The organism is Streptomyces sp. PR69 (genome assembly GCF_026420845.1).
Classification (GTDB): Bacteria; Actinomycetota; Actinomycetes; order Streptomycetales; family Streptomycetaceae; genus Streptomyces.
The window spans coordinates 113,490-127,930 of the sequence record NZ_JAOWCB010000006.1 but is presented as its reverse complement, the minus strand read 5'-3'; the positions used below and the strand labels follow the sequence as shown (position 1 = coordinate 127,930).

At 69.5% G+C, this 14,441-nt stretch carries 12 protein-coding genes, 1 pseudogene and 1 riboswitch; of the genes and pseudogenes, 9 read left to right on the top strand and 4 right to left on the bottom strand.

Annotation, left to right across the window (positions count from 1 at the left end; genetic code table 11):
* Nucleotides 1-85 precede the first annotated feature (85 nt).
* Nucleotides 86-215: riboswitch (SAM riboswitch) on the top strand.
* A gap of 16 nt (nt 216-231) precedes the next feature.
* The 5 genes from thrC to OF819_RS07965 all read left to right on the top strand — a co-directional run bounded on the left by thrC (nt 232) and on the right by OF819_RS07965 (nt 6,190).
* Nucleotides 232-1,563 (top strand): threonine synthase, encoded by a 1,332-nt coding sequence (gene thrC / locus OF819_RS07985; RefSeq protein ID WP_267242682.1) that lies wholly within the window; start codon nt 232-234, stop codon nt 1,561-1,563.
* Nucleotides 1,564-1,601: 38 nt separating this feature from the next.
* Entirely contained in the window at nt 1,602-1,880 is a 279-nt protein-coding gene (locus OF819_RS07980) for a MoaD/ThiS family protein (RefSeq protein WP_267242681.1), read from the top strand.
* A 398-nt stretch (nt 1,881-2,278) separates the two neighbouring features.
* Complete coding sequence (locus OF819_RS07975) at nt 2,279-2,482, top strand: cold-shock protein (protein ID WP_004954158.1); 204 nt, start codon at nt 2,279-2,281, stop codon at nt 2,480-2,482.
* A 324-nt stretch (nt 2,483-2,806) separates the two neighbouring features.
* Nucleotides 2,807-4,429 carry a chaperonin GroEL gene (groL, locus tag OF819_RS07970; protein WP_267242680.1) on the top strand — a complete coding sequence of 541 codons (1,623 nt, stop codon included), beginning with the start codon at nt 2,807-2,809 and terminating at the stop codon, nt 4,427-4,429.
* A gap of 300 nt (nt 4,430-4,729) precedes the next feature.
* Nucleotides 4,730-6,190 carry an alanine/glycine:cation symporter family protein gene (locus OF819_RS07965; RefSeq protein ID WP_267242679.1) on the top strand — a complete coding sequence of 487 codons (1,461 nt, stop codon included), beginning with the start codon at nt 4,730-4,732 and terminating at the stop codon, nt 6,188-6,190.
* Nucleotides 6,191-6,222: 32 nt separating this feature from the next.
* Here OF819_RS07965 and OF819_RS07960 read toward each other — a convergent pair whose 3' ends face one another.
* Nucleotides 6,223-7,626 carry a hypothetical protein gene (locus OF819_RS07960; protein WP_267242678.1) on the bottom strand — a complete coding sequence of 468 codons (1,404 nt, stop codon included), beginning with the start codon at nt 7,624-7,626 and terminating at the stop codon, nt 6,223-6,225.
* Nucleotides 7,627-7,950: 324 nt separating this feature from the next.
* Here OF819_RS07960 and OF819_RS29115 point away from each other — a divergent pair.
* Nucleotides 7,951-8,070 (top strand): annotated as a pseudogene (locus OF819_RS29115) (MerR family transcriptional regulator); the annotation flags it as partial.
* On the top strand, nt 8,047-8,301 hold the full coding sequence (locus OF819_RS07955) for a hypothetical protein (RefSeq protein ID WP_323748908.1): 255 nt from the start codon (nt 8,047-8,049) through the stop codon (nt 8,299-8,301). The pseudogene OF819_RS29115 and the gene OF819_RS07955, both read left to right, overlap by 24 nt.
* Before the next feature lie 253 nt (nt 8,302-8,554).
* On the opposite strand, the gene OF819_RS07950 is transcribed toward OF819_RS07955, so the two are convergent.
* On the bottom strand, nt 8,555-9,442 hold the full coding sequence (locus tag OF819_RS07950; protein WP_267242677.1) for a hypothetical protein: 888 nt from the start codon (nt 9,440-9,442) through the stop codon (nt 8,555-8,557).
* 220 nt (nt 9,443-9,662) lie between these two features.
* Nucleotides 9,663-10,433, bottom strand: coding sequence for a transferase (locus tag OF819_RS07945; RefSeq protein ID WP_267242676.1), 771 nt, complete (start codon nt 10,431-10,433; stop codon nt 9,663-9,665).
* Nucleotides 10,434-10,520: 87 nt separating this feature from the next.
* Here OF819_RS07945 and OF819_RS07940 point away from each other — a divergent pair, with 87 nt between their 5' ends.
* Nucleotides 10,521-11,396: a glycosyltransferase family 2 protein gene (locus tag OF819_RS07940; protein WP_267242675.1), complete on the top strand. Its 876-nt coding sequence runs from the start codon at nt 10,521-10,523 to the stop codon at nt 11,394-11,396.
* On the opposite strand, the gene OF819_RS07935 is transcribed toward OF819_RS07940, so the two are convergent.
* A complete protein-coding gene (locus tag OF819_RS07935) occupies nt 11,397-12,500 on the bottom strand; it encodes an NAD-dependent epimerase/dehydratase family protein (protein ID WP_267242674.1) in 1,104 nt (367 codons plus the stop codon).
* Nucleotides 12,501-12,710: 210 nt separating this feature from the next.
* Between OF819_RS07935 and OF819_RS07930 the strand changes: the two genes are divergently transcribed.
* Nucleotides 12,711-14,081 (top strand): helix-turn-helix domain-containing protein, encoded by a 1,371-nt coding sequence (locus OF819_RS07930; protein ID WP_267242673.1) that lies wholly within the window; start codon nt 12,711-12,713, stop codon nt 14,079-14,081.
* Nucleotides 14,082-14,441: the final 360 nt, after the last annotated feature.

The window sequence follows — 14,441 nt, the reverse complement described above, 5'->3', positions numbered from 1 at the left end:
TCAACTGTCCGGGCCTTCGGTTACAGTCTTGAACAACGCGCATGACCGCCGCATGTCGGGGGTCACCGCGCCGACAATCACATACCGCTCATCCAGAGGGGCAGAGGGATACGGCCCGTTGAAGCCCCGGCAACCCTCCCGCCGACCGCGAGGTCACGGTGGGGACGGTGCCAATTCCGTCTTACGGCGAACGAGCGCCGTGAGGAAGATGAGGAGAAAGGGCCTCGCCTTATGGCTGTGCAGACGGTTGACACCACCACGACCGCCCCCGACGCCACCACTCCTGCCGATGCTTCTGCCGACGGCTCAGTGGATCTCGGCCCCGCCGCGGCGCTCTCCTGCCGGGAGTGCGGAGAGAAGTCCCCCCTCGGCCCGGTCTTCGCCTGCGCCAGCTGTTTCGGCCCGCTCGAAGTCGCGTACGACCTGCCGGAAGGCGGCCCCGAGGAGCTGCGCCGGCGCATCGAGTCCGGCCCGGACAGCATCTGGCGCTATGCCCCGCTGCTGCCCGTCCCCGCCGACGTGGCCGGCAAGCCCAATCTGAACCCCGGCTTCACCAAGCTGGTCAAGGCCGACAACCTCGCCCGCGAGCTGGGCGTCACCGGCGGCCTGTATGTCAAGGACGACTCCGGCAACCCGACCCACTCCTTCAAGGACCGCGTGGTCGCCATCGCCGTAGAGGCCGCGCGCGCCTTCGGCTTCACCACCCTGTCCTGCTCCTCCACCGGCAATCTCGCGGGCGCCGTCGGCGCCGCCGCCGCGCGCGCCGGCTTCCGCTCCTGCGTGTTCATCCCGCACGACCTGGAGCAGGGCAAGGTCGTCATGGCCGCGGTCTACGGCGGCGACCTCGTCGGCATCGAGGGCACCTATGACGACGTCAACCGCTTCTGCTCGGAGCTGATCGGCGACCCGCTCGGCGAGGGCTGGGGCTTCGTCAACGTCAACCTCCGCCCGTACTACGCCGAGGGCTCCAAGACCCTCGCCTACGAGATCTGCGAACAGCTCGGCTGGCGGCTGCCCGACCAGATCGTGATCCCGATCGCCTCCGGCTCCCAGCTCACAAAGATCGACAAGGGGCTGCAGGAGCTGATCAAGCTCGGTCTCGTCGAGGACAAGCCGTACAAGATCTTCGGCGCGCAGGCGGAGGGCTGCTCCCCGGTGGCCGCGGCCTTCAAGGCCGGGCATGACGTCGTACGCCCCCAGAAGCCGGACACCATCGCCAAGTCGCTGGCCATCGGCAACCCGGCCGACGGCCCGTACGTCCTGGACATCGCCCGCCGCACAGGCGGCGCGGTGGAGGACGTCACCGATGAGCAGATCGTGGACGCGATCAAGCTGCTGGCCCGTACGGAGGGGATCTTCACCGAGACCGCGGGCGGGACGACCCTCGGCGTGGCCAAGAAGCTGATCGAGGCGGGTGTCATCGACCCGGCCCTGACGACGGTCGTCGTCAACACGGGCGACGGCCTCAAGACCCTGGACGCGGTGGCCCCGACGACCGGCCCGACCGCGACGATCCGCCCGAGCCTGGACGCGTTCCGCGCCGCCGGCCTGGCCACCGACTGAAGACCGCTCCCCTTTACCCCGAGGAAGGCACGCACACCATGAGCGTCAACGTCCGCATCCCCACCATCCTCCGTACGTACACCGGCGGCCAGGCCGAGGTCTCGGCCGAAGGCGCGACCCTGGCCGATGTCATCGCGGACCTGGAGAAGAACCACACGGGGATCGCCGCCCGCGTCCTGGACGACCAGGGGCAGCTGCGCCGCTTCGTCAATGTCTATGTCAACGACGACGATGTGCGCTTTGAGCAGGGTCTTCAGACGGCGACGCCGGACGGCGCGGGTGTGTCGATCATCCCGGCGGTCGCCGGCGGCTGCTGAACCTTTTAGGAATCGCCCCCTCCGCAAAAAGCGGAGGGGGCGATTCTGCATGGTTGAGCGCGATAGAGTTGGGGTAGCCCGCTCCTCCGCTTGTGCCGCTCGCATATGAGATTGCGCCCGGGCGCGACAAGAAACAGCCAAAGTGTTCGATCGAATTGTCCCGCTAGGAGCGTTTTGTCGGGCCCGACTTGCCCCGGAATTCACATAATTCGCATGGGTTTTCCGTTCGGGTGTGCTCAGATTTCTCGTCCGTTTGACCTGTTGCAGACGGCAGTTGGACAGATACATTCAGCCGCGGTCGACGCGTTCCGGCGCACGTCCCTCCTGTCGGGGACGAGGTCTGACCCGGGGTCGCGAAGTGCGGTCCCGTGCAAGGGCCAGTAATAGGGGAGTTAGGCATGGCTCAGGGCACCGTCAAGTGGTTCAACGCGGAGAAGGGGTACGGCTTCATCGCGGTCGACGGTGGTGCGGATGTTTTCGTCCACTACAGCGCGATCCAGATGGATGGGTACCGCACCCTTGAGGAGGGTCAGCGGGTCGAATTCGAGATCTCGCAGGGCCAGAAGGGGCCGCAGGCGGACATGGTCAAGGTGACCGCCTGAATCCAGGCGCGATCGACCGCTTACGCACGCACTGACTGACGTACGACGTACGAGGGGCCCGCATCCGAGGAGGGAGGCGGGCCCCTCGCGCGCGTCCGGATCCACCCCGCCCGTGCCCCGATCCGTGGAAGCCGCTTGCACTCTCATACCCCGAGTGCTAATCATTGGGCGTTAGCACTCTGCGAGTGAGAGTGCTACAAGGACCGGGTCGGTGAGGCCGTGGTCCGGGTGGGGCAAGGAACCGCCCGGAGCGCAGGCCGTCCGTCGCGGGCGCCAGCGCGGTCCTGGAGCTTGCCACCCCGATGTCCGGGAGGACCACTTCACATGGCCAAGATCATCGCGTTCGACGAGGAGGCACGGCGCGGTCTCGAGCGCGGGATGAACCAGCTCGCCGACGCCGTCAAGGTCACCCTTGGCCCCAAGGGCCGCAACGTCGTCCTCGAGAAGAAGTGGGGCGCCCCCACGATCACGAACGACGGCGTCTCCATCGCCAAGGAGATCGAGCTCGAGGACCCTTACGAGAAGATCGGCGCTGAGCTGGTCAAGGAAGTCGCCAAGAAGACGGACGACGTCGCCGGTGACGGTACGACCACCGCGACCGTCCTCGCCCAGGCGCTCGTCCGCGAGGGCCTGCGCAACGTCGCCGCCGGCGCCAACCCGATGGCCCTGAAGCGCGGCATCGAGAAGGCCGTCGAGGCCGTCTCCGGTGCGCTGCTCGACCAGGCCAAGGAGGTCGAGACCAAGGAGCAGATCGCCTCCACCGCCTCCATCTCCGCCGCCGACGTCCAGATCGGCGAGCTGATCGCCGAGGCCATGGACAAGGTCGGCAAGGAAGGCGTCATCACCGTCGAGGAGTCCCAGACCTTCGGTCTGGAGCTGGAGCTCACCGAGGGTATGCGCTTTGACAAGGGCTACATCTCGGCGTACTTCGCCACCGACATGGAGCGTATGGAGGCCTCCCTTGAGGACCCGTACATCCTGATCGTCAACTCCAAGGTCAGCAATGTGAAGGACCTCCTTCCGCTGCTGGAGAAGGTCATGCAGTCCGGCAAGCCGCTGCTGATCATCGCCGAGGACGTCGAGGGCGAGGCCCTGTCCACGCTGGTCGTCAACAAGATCCGCGGCACCTTCAAGTCCGTCGCCGTCAAGGCCCCGGGCTTCGGCGACCGCCGCAAGGCCATGCTGAACGACATCGCCATCCTCACGGGCGGCACGGTCATCTCCGAGGAGGTCGGCCTCAAGCTTGAGAACGCCGGCCTGGACCTGCTGGGCCGCGCCCGCAAGGTCGTCATCACCAAGGACGAGACCACCATCGTCGACGGCGCCGGTGACAGCGAGCAGGTCGCGGGCCGCGTCAACCAGATCCGCGCCGAGATCGAGCAGTCGGACTCCGACTACGACCGCGAGAAGCTCCAGGAGCGCCTGGCGAAGCTGGCCGGCGGCGTGGCCGTCATCAAGGCCGGCGCGGCCACCGAGGTGGAGCTCAAGGAGCGCAAGCACCGCATCGAGGACGCCGTGCGCAACGCCAAGGCGGCCGTCGAGGAGGGCATCGTCGCCGGCGGTGGCGTGGCCCTGCTGCAGGCCTCCGCGGTCTTCGAGAAGCTGGAGCTGGAGGGCGACGAGGCGACCGGCGCCAACGCCGTGAAGCTGGCCCTGGAGGCCCCGCTCAAGCAGATCGCCGTCAACGGCGGCCTTGAGGGCGGCGTCGTCGTGGAGAAGGTGCGCAACCTGGCCGTCGGCCACGGTCTGAACGCCGCGACCGGCGAGTACGTCGACATGATCGCCGAGGGCATCATCGACCCGGCGAAGGTGACCCGCTCTGCCCTGCAGAACGCCGCCTCCATCGCCGCGCTGTTCCTCACCACCGAGGCCGTCATCGCCGACAAGCCGGAGAAGGCCGCCGCGGCCGCTCCGGGCGGCATGCCGGGCGGTGACATGGACTTCTGAGCCGACCACGCCTGACGGCGTACGGCTCGGACGCAAGTCCGGACGCTGCAGCTGACCGAGGGCGGCACTCCTCCTGCGGGAGGGGTGCCGCCCTCGGCGCGTGTCCGCACGGCACTCGGCGCAAACCGATGCATGCTGCGCGCCCACCGGACGCGGGTCTTTCGGCCTTCGTTGCTGTGATATTGCGCACCGCTTTCCTCTGTTTTGAAGGTCAATGGGCGCGGGTAGCCTGCTGTGAGCCTCTTGTAGGCCTGCCGTTAACTCCCCCGAATCCGGGCCTGTACGAGGACGCAGCACGCAATGGACACGCTTGACTCCGTGATTGTCGACGTCAATGACGTCTTCTGGACCTACCTTCTGATCCCGCTCGTCGTGGGCGCGGGGCTGTACTTCACGCTCCGCTCCAAGGGCGTGCAGATCCGGCTGCTGCCGGAGATGTTCCGGGTGCTGAAGGACCGGCCCGCCCTGGGAGCCGACGGCAAGAAGCCCGTCTCCTCCTTCGGCGCGTTCACCATCTCCGCCGCCGCCCGCGTCGGCACCGGAAACATCGCGGGCGTCGCCACCGCCATCACGCTCGGCGGCGCGGGCGCGGTGTTCTGGATGTGGGTCATGGCCCTCATCGGCGCGGCCTCCGCGTTCGTCGAGTCGGCGCTCGCGCAGCTCTACAAGGTCCGCGGCGAGGGCGGCACCTTCCGCGGCGGCCCCGCGTACTACATGCAGCGCGCCCTCGGGAAGCGCTGGCTCGGCCTCCTCTTCGCCGTCGTCATCACGCTGACCTTCGGCTTCGTCTTCAACGCCGTGCAGTCCAACACCATCGTCTCCGTCGCCGGGACCTCCTTCGGGAGCGGCGAGGAGAACTGGTTCGCCCCGGTGACCGGTGTGGCCGTCGCCGTGCTGCTCGGCCTGGTGATCTTCGGCGGCGTTCGCCGCATCGCCTCGGTCACCCAGCTGCTGGTGCCCTTTATGGCCGTCATCTACCTGGTGCTCGGCCTGGTCGTGGTCGTCCTCAACATCGCGGATGTGCCGCGGGTCCTCGCCGACATCGTCGGCGGCGCCTTCGGCGTCCGGGAGGTCGCGGGCGGAGCAATCGGCGCGGCGATCCAGAACGGCATCCGGCGCGGCATGTTCTCCAACGAGGCCGGCCTCGGCTCCGCGCCCAACGCCAGCGCCACCGCCAATGTCTCCCACCCGGTCAAGCAGGGTCTGGTGCAGTCGCTCGGCGTCTTCTTCGACACGCTGCTGATCTGCTCGATGACCGCGTTCATCATCCTGACCAGCAACCCGTCGCTCTCCGGCCGCCAGGGCGCGGACCTCACCCAGTCCGCCCTGCAGACCACCCTGGGCGACTGGGCCGGACACGTCCTGACCGCCGTCGTCTTCATGCTCTGCTTCTCGACCCTGATCGGGAACTACTACTACGGCGAGTCCAATATCGAGTTCATGACCCGCAAGCGTTGGGTGCTGCCCTCCTACCGGGTGCTGGTGCTGGTGACGGTCGTCCTCGGCGCGCTGGGCTCCGTGAGCGTCGTATGGAACCTCGCCGACGTCTTCATGGGCGTCATGGCGCTGATCAACCTGCTGGCCATCCTGCCGCTGTCCGCCATCGCCTTCCGGCTGCTCAGCGACTACCAGGCGCAGCGGCGCACGGGCGTCGACCCGGTCTTCACCGCGGACCGGCTGCCCGGCCTGACGGGCGTGGAGTGCTGGCAGAGCGCTCCGGGGAAGGCCGGACAGCCGGTGGAGACGTCCACCGGGCGGTAGCGGTACCGCCGGTCAGGGGCAGCGGCAGCCGGTCAGGGCATCCGCTCGATGATCCAGGAGCCCAGCTCCTCGGTCATCAGCGTGTGCTCCTCGTTCTGCGAGGCGAGCTTGAACTCGTCGAGCTCGCTCTCGCTCGGGTCCAGCGCTCCGATGTCCACATACAGATCCTCCGTACGGTCCAGATCCCGTACGGCGACGGCGCTGACCGCGGGAACGAAGCAGTGCGCGCGGATCCGGGCGTCGGAGCGGAACCCGAAGAACGCGGGCAGCTTGTTCAGCTCGTCGGCCAGAATCCCGAAGCCGTCGAGCGTCCCGCCGGGCGCGCCGTCGATCTCGGGCAGCCCGCAGGTCCGCACCTCCGGCTTGTCCATGCTCACCACGCGCAGCTGGGCGGCCGGCGGGCAGTGACCGCCCCGCTGTGCGTACAGCCGGGTGCCGACCACCGAAAGGCCCCGCCCCTGGAACGCCACGGCGCCCGGCTCCACCGGCTCGCCCCGGCCGGACGACACGCCGTTGGCCACGCCGATCAGCCGGGGGATGCTCGGCCACTCGCCGATCTCCCGCATCTCCGCGAGGAACGCCTTGCGGTCCTCGGACTGGCCCGGCGGGGCGTCCCACTCGTCGATATGCCGCCACAGCAGCTCACGGGAGGCCGGGCTGTTGATCTGGTCGGAGAACCGGCGGTCCAGCCGCCTGGTGTAGTGCGCGAAGGCCTGGAGGGAGAGGGGAATCCACGCCCCGCGGTGGGGACTGTCGTACGACCAGTAGAGCGCCGTCTGATGATCGATGCGCAGGCTCTCCAGCTTGGCCAGCGCATGCCGGGTGATCAGCCCGCCCATGCTGATCCCGCCGACCGCGAGCTGAGCGCAGCCGTCACGCTCCTCGACGGCCTGCAGGATCGCCGCCTGCGCGGCGCGGGAGTTGTCCAGAACCGACGCGCTGCGCTCATGGAACCCGACGATCACCACATCCCGCCCGCGGCGGCGCAGCTCGCCGAGGAACGGATACGCTCCGAACTCCAGCACCTCCCAGGCGAATTCCAGGTCGCTCGGCCCGACGTGAAACCCATCGGCCACGATCACGGGCCTGGTCAGCCGGTCGTGCCCTTCTCCGTAGTACACCCATGCGGTCCCCCCTGGCAGATCCCACATGTCGTCGGGCGGCAGCGGGATCTGACTCGACGCCTCCTTGGGCCCGGGCGCGAGCACGATGGGCGGCGCGTCCTGCAGGGCCTTGGCGATCTGCCGCTCGGTCGGCTCGGCCGGCTCGGCTCGTTCGACCGGGGTGATCGGTTCGATCGGCTCGGCTCGTTCGGCAGGAACGATTGGTTCGATCGGTTCGGCCGGGGCGATCGGTTCGGCTGGTCGGGTCGGTTGCGTGGATTGGCTCGGCTCGGTTCGTGTGGCTGTCCCTGTTCGTCCTGGCTGTCCTGTCATGACGTCCCCTCCAGAGTCGATGACAACAACTGCCATCATCGTCACTCAAGGTAGTCATTCAAACAGAGTGGCGAGAACTCGCAAACAGGTCGAAACGTATTGTCGTGGGCTACTCAGCGGCGTAGTCGTTGAGTTTTCCGGTGTCGAGAGGACGGCGACGGGGTCGGGGAGGTCTGTGCCGCGGTCACGGGAAGTAACGCGATGCCGCGCCTCAAGGCGCCGGTCTGCGGCACGATGGCGGATATGGGCGATCCGACTCCGATACGGGAGGTGGCCGACCGGTTCGGGCTGCCTCTTTCGACGTTGCACTAGTGGGAGCGCCGCGGGCTGCTGGAGCCGCATCGGCGGTCCGGGCGGCGGTTCTTCGACCCGGAGCAGGTCTACCGGGTGGCGCTGATCAAGCTATGGCGGGAGACCGGGATGATGTCCATCGAGGAGATCGACTCCCTGCTGCACCGCGACGGAGCGGGCCCCGGTTGGCAGGAGACCGTGCACGGCCGCATCGCGGAGCTGGAGGCGCACATCGCCCGGCTGGCCGCGGCGCGCGGTCGATCCCGCGCGCCAGTTCCTCGTCCGCCCGCTCCGCCGCCGCCAGCGCCTGCTCGTCAAAACGTGCCAGATACACCCCGAGTGACCGGTCGGACCGGTCGGCCGCGGCAATGGCCGCCCGGGTGAGCCCGAGGCTGGTCACCCTCCCTTCCCGCAAGGCATGCGCGGCCTCGGTCGCGGTCCACACTTCGCTCATGTGCCACCTCCGTCCACACCCGTCCGCTCGGCAGCGGCGGGCAGAACGCAAGCCTCCACACTCAACCCGAGTTGAACACAACCCCGCATAACCCCGCATAACGTCCGCACCCGGACACGGAGTCGGGCAGCGCGGAGCGCCGGGGTCACGGGGTGGGGTGCGGCCTGGCCGACGAGACGGTCGTCAGCCTGTCTGCCCGCCGCCTTCGGCGAAGTCCGCTCGGGGAGCCCGGGCGGCTGCGGCGCGGGCTTCCGCCGCGTGGGCGCGGACCTGCGCGGCCGGGAGAGGCGACGCGGGCCGTACGGGGGCGGTGGCGGGCTCGCCGCGGCAGCCGGCGCAGTCGCCGCCCGCGAGGGCCTCCGGGCGCGCCGGGGCCCCGCAGGTGCCGCATTCGAGGATGCGCAGGGGCGGGCGGATCTCCGCGGGCTCCGGCGGCAGCTTGCCGATGAGGCGGGTGCGGGCGAGCGCCGCCGGGCAGTGCACCACCGGCGGCAGCCCGGCGGTCAGCGCCCGCCGCACATCCGCCTCGCTCGCGCCCCGCGCCAGCCACTCGCCCGCCAGCGGTGCGAGCGCCTCGCAGTCGGCCTTCGACAGCGACATCATCGGGTTCTCCCGCCCGAGGGCCGCCAGCAGGATGAAGGCCCGTGAGCGGGTGGGCCGGGGCCGCGCGTCCGGGATGTCGCCGCGCTGGAAGGCGGCCCACCAGTCATCGTCGCGTGCGGTGCGGGAGAACCACGTTCGGGTGACCCACAACCGCCCTCCGCCACCGGTGAGATGTTCGATGCCGCGCCTCAAGTGCCCGGCCTGCTGGAGTCTGTTGAGCGAGGTCCGCAGCGCGCACTGCCCGTACGGCAGCACTTTGGCCAGCGTCTTCACCGAGATGTCGGCCCCGTCCGGGGCCCGGTCGATGTGATCCGCGATCGCCGCGTCACGCGGTCGCAGATGCGCGAAGTCGTTCCCGCTGCGGGGCCGTTGGTCAGGCGCGGACCGCTTTCCGTAACCCGGACTGGCCATCGGGTGCGGGGCGGGATGCGAGGGCAGGAACGTGGCACTAAGCTGGCTGTCAGCCATGGGATCGGGTCCTGACGATCTCGTAGGTCAGACCCCCGCAGGTGTTACCGCACCGGGCGGGGGTTGTTTCGTATATCGGGCACGCTAGAGCTTCTTCACTCTCCGTCGCAACTCGAACGCGGAAAGCCAACTCGGCAGGGTGGGAGGGCGGGTTGGGGCCCTCCGCCCATTCCTTGAAGAAGCCGCTCGAAGCCCGAAACTTGAGCCCCGGACGGCTCCCTCACACGCGATCGGGGGCTGCCAATGGCCGCGGCTGGTGGGGTGGAGAGCCCGTGGCGGCATGCCCCGCGTTGGTCCTCCCGCGCTGTGCGGGCCGCTGTCGGACGTGGACATCAGAAGTGTGAGGGGCGGTGATGACACTGTGGTCAGGGATGGTGCGTGCGGCGAGGGTGACGCCGCTGGCTATCCGGCAGTCGCGGCCGAGGGCGAGGCCGGGGCCGAGGCTGATGCTGTTGCCGGTTTGGACCCGGTCGCCGATCAGGGCGCCGAACTGCGGTGTGACACAGCGGTAGAGGCCGTCGGAGGTACGCAGCATGATCTCCCGTTCAGGGTTGCTCATGTGGAGGCTCCACATGCTGATGGCCGCGACGGTCAGGTTGGCGGACAGGTGGGCGTCGGCGCCGACGAGGGTGCGGTTAATACCGACGCGGTGGCCGAGTACGGCGCACTCGCCGAGGAAGGAGCGGGTGACCTCGCAGTTGAAGCCGACCGAGACGCCGGCGCAGAGCACGGAGCCGGCGCGGACGGTGGAGAACTCCCACACGCGTACGCGGGGGCCGGTGATCACGTCGTCGCCGATGATGGCAGTCGGGTGGATCTGTGCGGTGGGGTGGATGCGGTGCGTAAGCCGGGCGAGGGCTTGGCGGTGCCAGTCGTCCCAGCCTGCGAGGAAGTCGGCCAGCTCGGCCTTCTCCAGGTGCTCGTAGGGGGTGCCGTCCAGCAATCCGCTGGTGGGGGCGGTGAGGTAGTCGCCGAGGCGGATGGTGGGCATCGGTGGCCTTCCGTTGGGTGGTCGGGTGGCCGTTCCCCGGGCGGCTAGCATCACCGGCACCGGAGCCGAGGAACGGAGTGTTCATCCGTGCGTCACCCGCGCGTAGGCGTCGCCATCTTGACCATGGGAACGCGGCCCGCCGAGCTGGCCGACCTTCTTGCGTCGGTCGCCGGGCAGAACACGCCTGCGACGCGGGTCGTGGTCGTGGGCAACGGCTCGCCGCTGCCGTCCCTGCCGGAGTGGGTGGCCCGTGTCGAACTGCCGGAGAACCTGGGGGTGGCCGGAGGCAGAAACGCTGCGCTGGCCCGGCTGCGGGAGTTCGGGGATGTCGATGTCGTGGTGGACCTGGACGATGACGGCCTGCTGATCAGCCCGGAGGTGTTCACCCGGCTCGCTGAGCTGTACGCGGCGGACCAGCAGCTTGGCGTGGTCGGTTTCCGCATCGCCGACGAGCAAGGCCGCACCCAGCGGCGTCACGTACCGCGCCTGCGGGCGGCGGATCCGATGCGGGGCGGGCTGGTGACGACGTTCCTCGGCGGCGGGCACGGGCTGTCCATGCGGATGCTGGACCAGATCGGTGGGTGGCCCGAGCCGTTCTTCTACGCGCACGAGGAGACCGACCTGGCCTGGCGGGCACTGGACGCGGGCTGGAAGGTGCTCTACGAGCCGGAGCTGGTGCTCCAGCATCCGTGGACGTCGCCGACCCGGCACGCGGTCTTCCACCGCATGGTCGCCCGTAACCGGGTCTGGCTGGCCAAGCGGCACCTTCCCGCCCTCCTCGTCCCTGTCTACCTAGCTGTCTGGACGGTGATGGCCATGGCCCGCACCCGATCTGGGGCGGGACTGAGGGCCTGGTTCGGTGGGTTCGCCGAGGGCCTGCGCACGCCGTGCCCGCCCCGTCGGCCGATGCGCTGGTCAACGGTGTGGCGGATGACCTGCCTGGGCCGCCCACCGGTCGTCTGATCAGGCAGTCGCGGCCCCGGACTCGGCCCGCAGCCACGAGGGAATCGCCCCGGGCGTCTTGTCCAGCCAGTCCGCGTAGCGAGCCACCCCCTCCTTGACGGTGATCGTCGGCCGCCAGCCGAGCACCGCTTCCATGCGGTGGGTGGCCGCGTAGCCGCCGAGCGGGTCACCGGGCGGCATCGGCGTCTCCACGAAACGCGTGCCCGGGTACTGCTTGGCGACCAGCTCGGCCACGGTGCGGATGCTGGTGGGGGTGCCGGTGCCGATGTTGACCGTCTCGTTGTGGGCCTGCGGGGCGACAAGGGCCCGGACAGTGGCAGCGGCGATATCCTCGACGTGGACCAGGTCCCGGATCTGGTGGCCGCCGCCGTTGAGGTGCAGGGGCAGCCCCAGGGCGGCGCGGGTGGCGAACCAGGCGACCACCCACGAGTGGCTGTCCTCCTTGATGACCTGCGGCTCTCCGTAGACGGAGAAGTACCGCACGACCGTGTACGAGGCGCCCACGGCGCTCAGGGTAAGAGCGGTCTGCGTCTCGCCCCACGCCTTGGTGTTGGCGTACACCGACATCGGCCGCAGTTGCGCGTGCTCATGGAACCGCGGCGGGACCCGCCCATAGACGGCTTTCAGCAGCTCGCGCACTGTCCGGTACTCCTCGCACGGGCGTGCCCAGTCCTCCGGGTTGCCGTTGCCGTAGACGCTGGCGGAGGAGACGAAGACGAGCCGACGGGTCCGCTCGCAGGCGGCCACCGCGTCGAGCAGTACCTGGGTGCCGGTGATGTTGGTGTGGATCGCCGCCATGGGCTTGCGGGTGCAGGCGGCGACATCGGCGAGCGCGGCGGCGTGGATCACGTAATCGGATTCGGCCACCGCCTTCCTGACCACGTCCGGGTTCTGGACGTTGCCGACGATGACAGCCGGGTCGGTGGCGTCAATCCCGAAGAGGTCGCGGTAGGTGTTGCGGGAGTACGCCTCCAGCGTGCACAGCAGGATCGGCCGGGCTCCCGCCTGGCGCAGGCAGGCGGCGATACGGCTGCCGATCAGCCCGGCTCCGCCGGTGACCAGCACAGTCCGGTCGGCGAGTTCGTTCAACTGGATGTCGTGCACGCTGCCTCCATGCCGTGGTGAGTGTGCAGTGTCACCGGCGCGGCCCGCTTTGGTGCGCGCCGTCGCGGTCACGAGGACACCGCAGCCCGCCAGGCGAAGGGAGGGGCAGCCTCTCGGCGCGCACACGGTTTGCACGGGGCGTAAACGGCTTGCAACTTCTCGTGCTGCAAGGCGGTTTGGCCGGACAATGAGCCCCGCAGGAGGTGAGTCGTGGACAACACCCATCCGCTCTGGCGTTCCACGGCTATGCGTGACGCGCTCGCCCGCCGCGATGCCGGCGCGATCGTCCGGTTAGCCCGCCGCGCGGCCGACGTCACGCTCGCCGAACTGGGCAAGCAGGTTGGCTATACCGCTGCCTCGCTGTCCCGGATGGAACGCGGCAAGCAGCCCATGCGCGACGTGCTGCTGCTCCAGAACCTCGCCGCCTGCCTCGACATCCCTCGGCACTTGCTCGGCCTCGCGCCACCACAGCAGCGAGCCGCCTCGGACCGAACCGACGCCACTAGGGTGGGTACACAGACTCAGTTCGGCGAAGAGGGAGACGACCCGGTGCGACGCCGAAAGCTCCTGGCAGGACTGGCCGGAGCCACCACCAGCGCGGTCCTCGGACCGCCGGCCGCCGCCCACGCACCGGCACAGCCGAGCCTGTCCGGTCTGGAAGACCTCCTGCTGCACCGGCAGCACGTCCATCTCCTCACCCCGGACCCCACCTCGTCAGCTGTCACCGCAGCGGTGAACGCCTCCCGAGCCGACTTCAGCGCCTGCCGTTACGACACCCTCGCCCGCGCACTCCCGGCCCGGATCGCCCTCGCCCAGGCCCTCGGCACCCACGGGCACTCGGCGCAGGCGGCGACCGCAGTCGCCGAGCTGTACACCACCGCAACCCGCCTGTTCATCAAGCTCGGCGAAGATGGCCTGGCCGCTGTCACCGCCGACCGGGCCCTCACCGCGGCACTTGGCGGCGCGGACGCCCTCACTGTCGCCGAAGCCCACCGCATGGTCTCCTCCGCGTGGCGCCGCCAAGGCCACTACGCCCGCGCCACCGACGTCGCCGTCACCGCCGCCCAGCAGCTGACCGCCGACCGAACCACCGACGCAACCGAACGGCTCTCCGTCCAGGGCAACCTGTACGCCACCGCCGCCTACACCGCGGCGAAGCAAGGCGACCGGCACACCGCACACACCCTCATCGCCGAAGCCGAAGCCACCGCCGGGCAACTCGGCCACGACGCATTGCGACGCGGCACCGTCTTCGGCCCCAGCCAGGTGCTCCTCCACCAGGTCTCGATCAGCCACCTGCTTGGCGACGCGGGCCAAGCCATCGAGCACGCACGCCGCGTCGATCCCGCCGCCCTGCCCACCACCGAACGCCAAGCCCGATACTGGATCGACGTCGCCCGAGCCTTCGACCGATGGGGCAAACCCGACCGCTGCTACCGGGCACTTCTGGCCGCCGAGCAAGCAGCGCCACAGGAGGTCCGCCGCGGCTCGGTCCAGACCATGGCCGCGAACCTGATGCGGCATGACCGCACCCTCCCTGGCGTACGGGCGCTCGCTCACCGAGTCGGCGCCCTCGCGTAGCCAGTCTCCGCGTCGATCAGAGCACGCCGTCCATTACGAGGAGACCCATGCGCGGCGGGCGGGCTCGCGGCGGCGTCGGGCTGGGGGGGGGGTGCCCGCCAGCGCCGCTCGAAGCCCGAAACTTGAGCCCCGGACGGCTCCCTCACACGCGATCGGGGGTGCGGGCGCGCACCAGCAGAGTGCCCACGTCCTCCGGGTCCGGCCATCGGACTGGACACCGTACTCATGCGTCGCACAGGCCACGGCGGGATTGGGCCGTTTCACCCGTGTGGCCTGCGGGCCGATGGGACAGCTCGTGCCATCGGCCCGCAGGAGGGGTTGCTCAGTGGCAGTTCTCGCCCGGGCGGCACGGGCCGCACT

Bases quoted from the DNA above. Each gene is read 5' to 3' on its own strand.
- thrC (WP_267242682.1), top strand. From the start codon at position 232: ATGGCTGTGCAGACGGTTGACACCACCACGACCGCCCCCGACGCCACC.
- OF819_RS07980 (WP_267242681.1), top strand. From the start codon at position 1,602: ATGAGCGTCAACGTCCGCATCCCCACCATCCTCCGTACGTACACCGGC.
- OF819_RS07975 (WP_004954158.1), top strand. From the start codon at position 2,279: ATGGCTCAGGGCACCGTCAAGTGGTTCAACGCGGAGAAGGGGTACGGC.
- groL (WP_267242680.1), top strand. From the start codon at position 2,807: ATGGCCAAGATCATCGCGTTCGACGAGGAGGCACGGCGCGGTCTCGAG.
- OF819_RS07965 (WP_267242679.1), top strand. From the start codon at position 4,730: ATGGACACGCTTGACTCCGTGATTGTCGACGTCAATGACGTCTTCTGG.
- OF819_RS07960 (WP_267242678.1), bottom strand. From the start codon at position 7,626: ATGACAGGACAGCCAGGACGAACAGGGACAGCCACACGAACCGAGCCG.
- OF819_RS07955 (WP_323748908.1), top strand. From the start codon at position 8,047: ATGATGTCCATCGAGGAGATCGACTCCCTGCTGCACCGCGACGGAGCG.
- OF819_RS07950 (WP_267242677.1), bottom strand. From the start codon at position 9,442: ATGGCTGACAGCCAGCTTAGTGCCACGTTCCTGCCCTCGCATCCCGCC.
- OF819_RS07945 (WP_267242676.1), bottom strand. From the start codon at position 10,433: ATGCCCACCATCCGCCTCGGCGACTACCTCACCGCCCCCACCAGCGGA.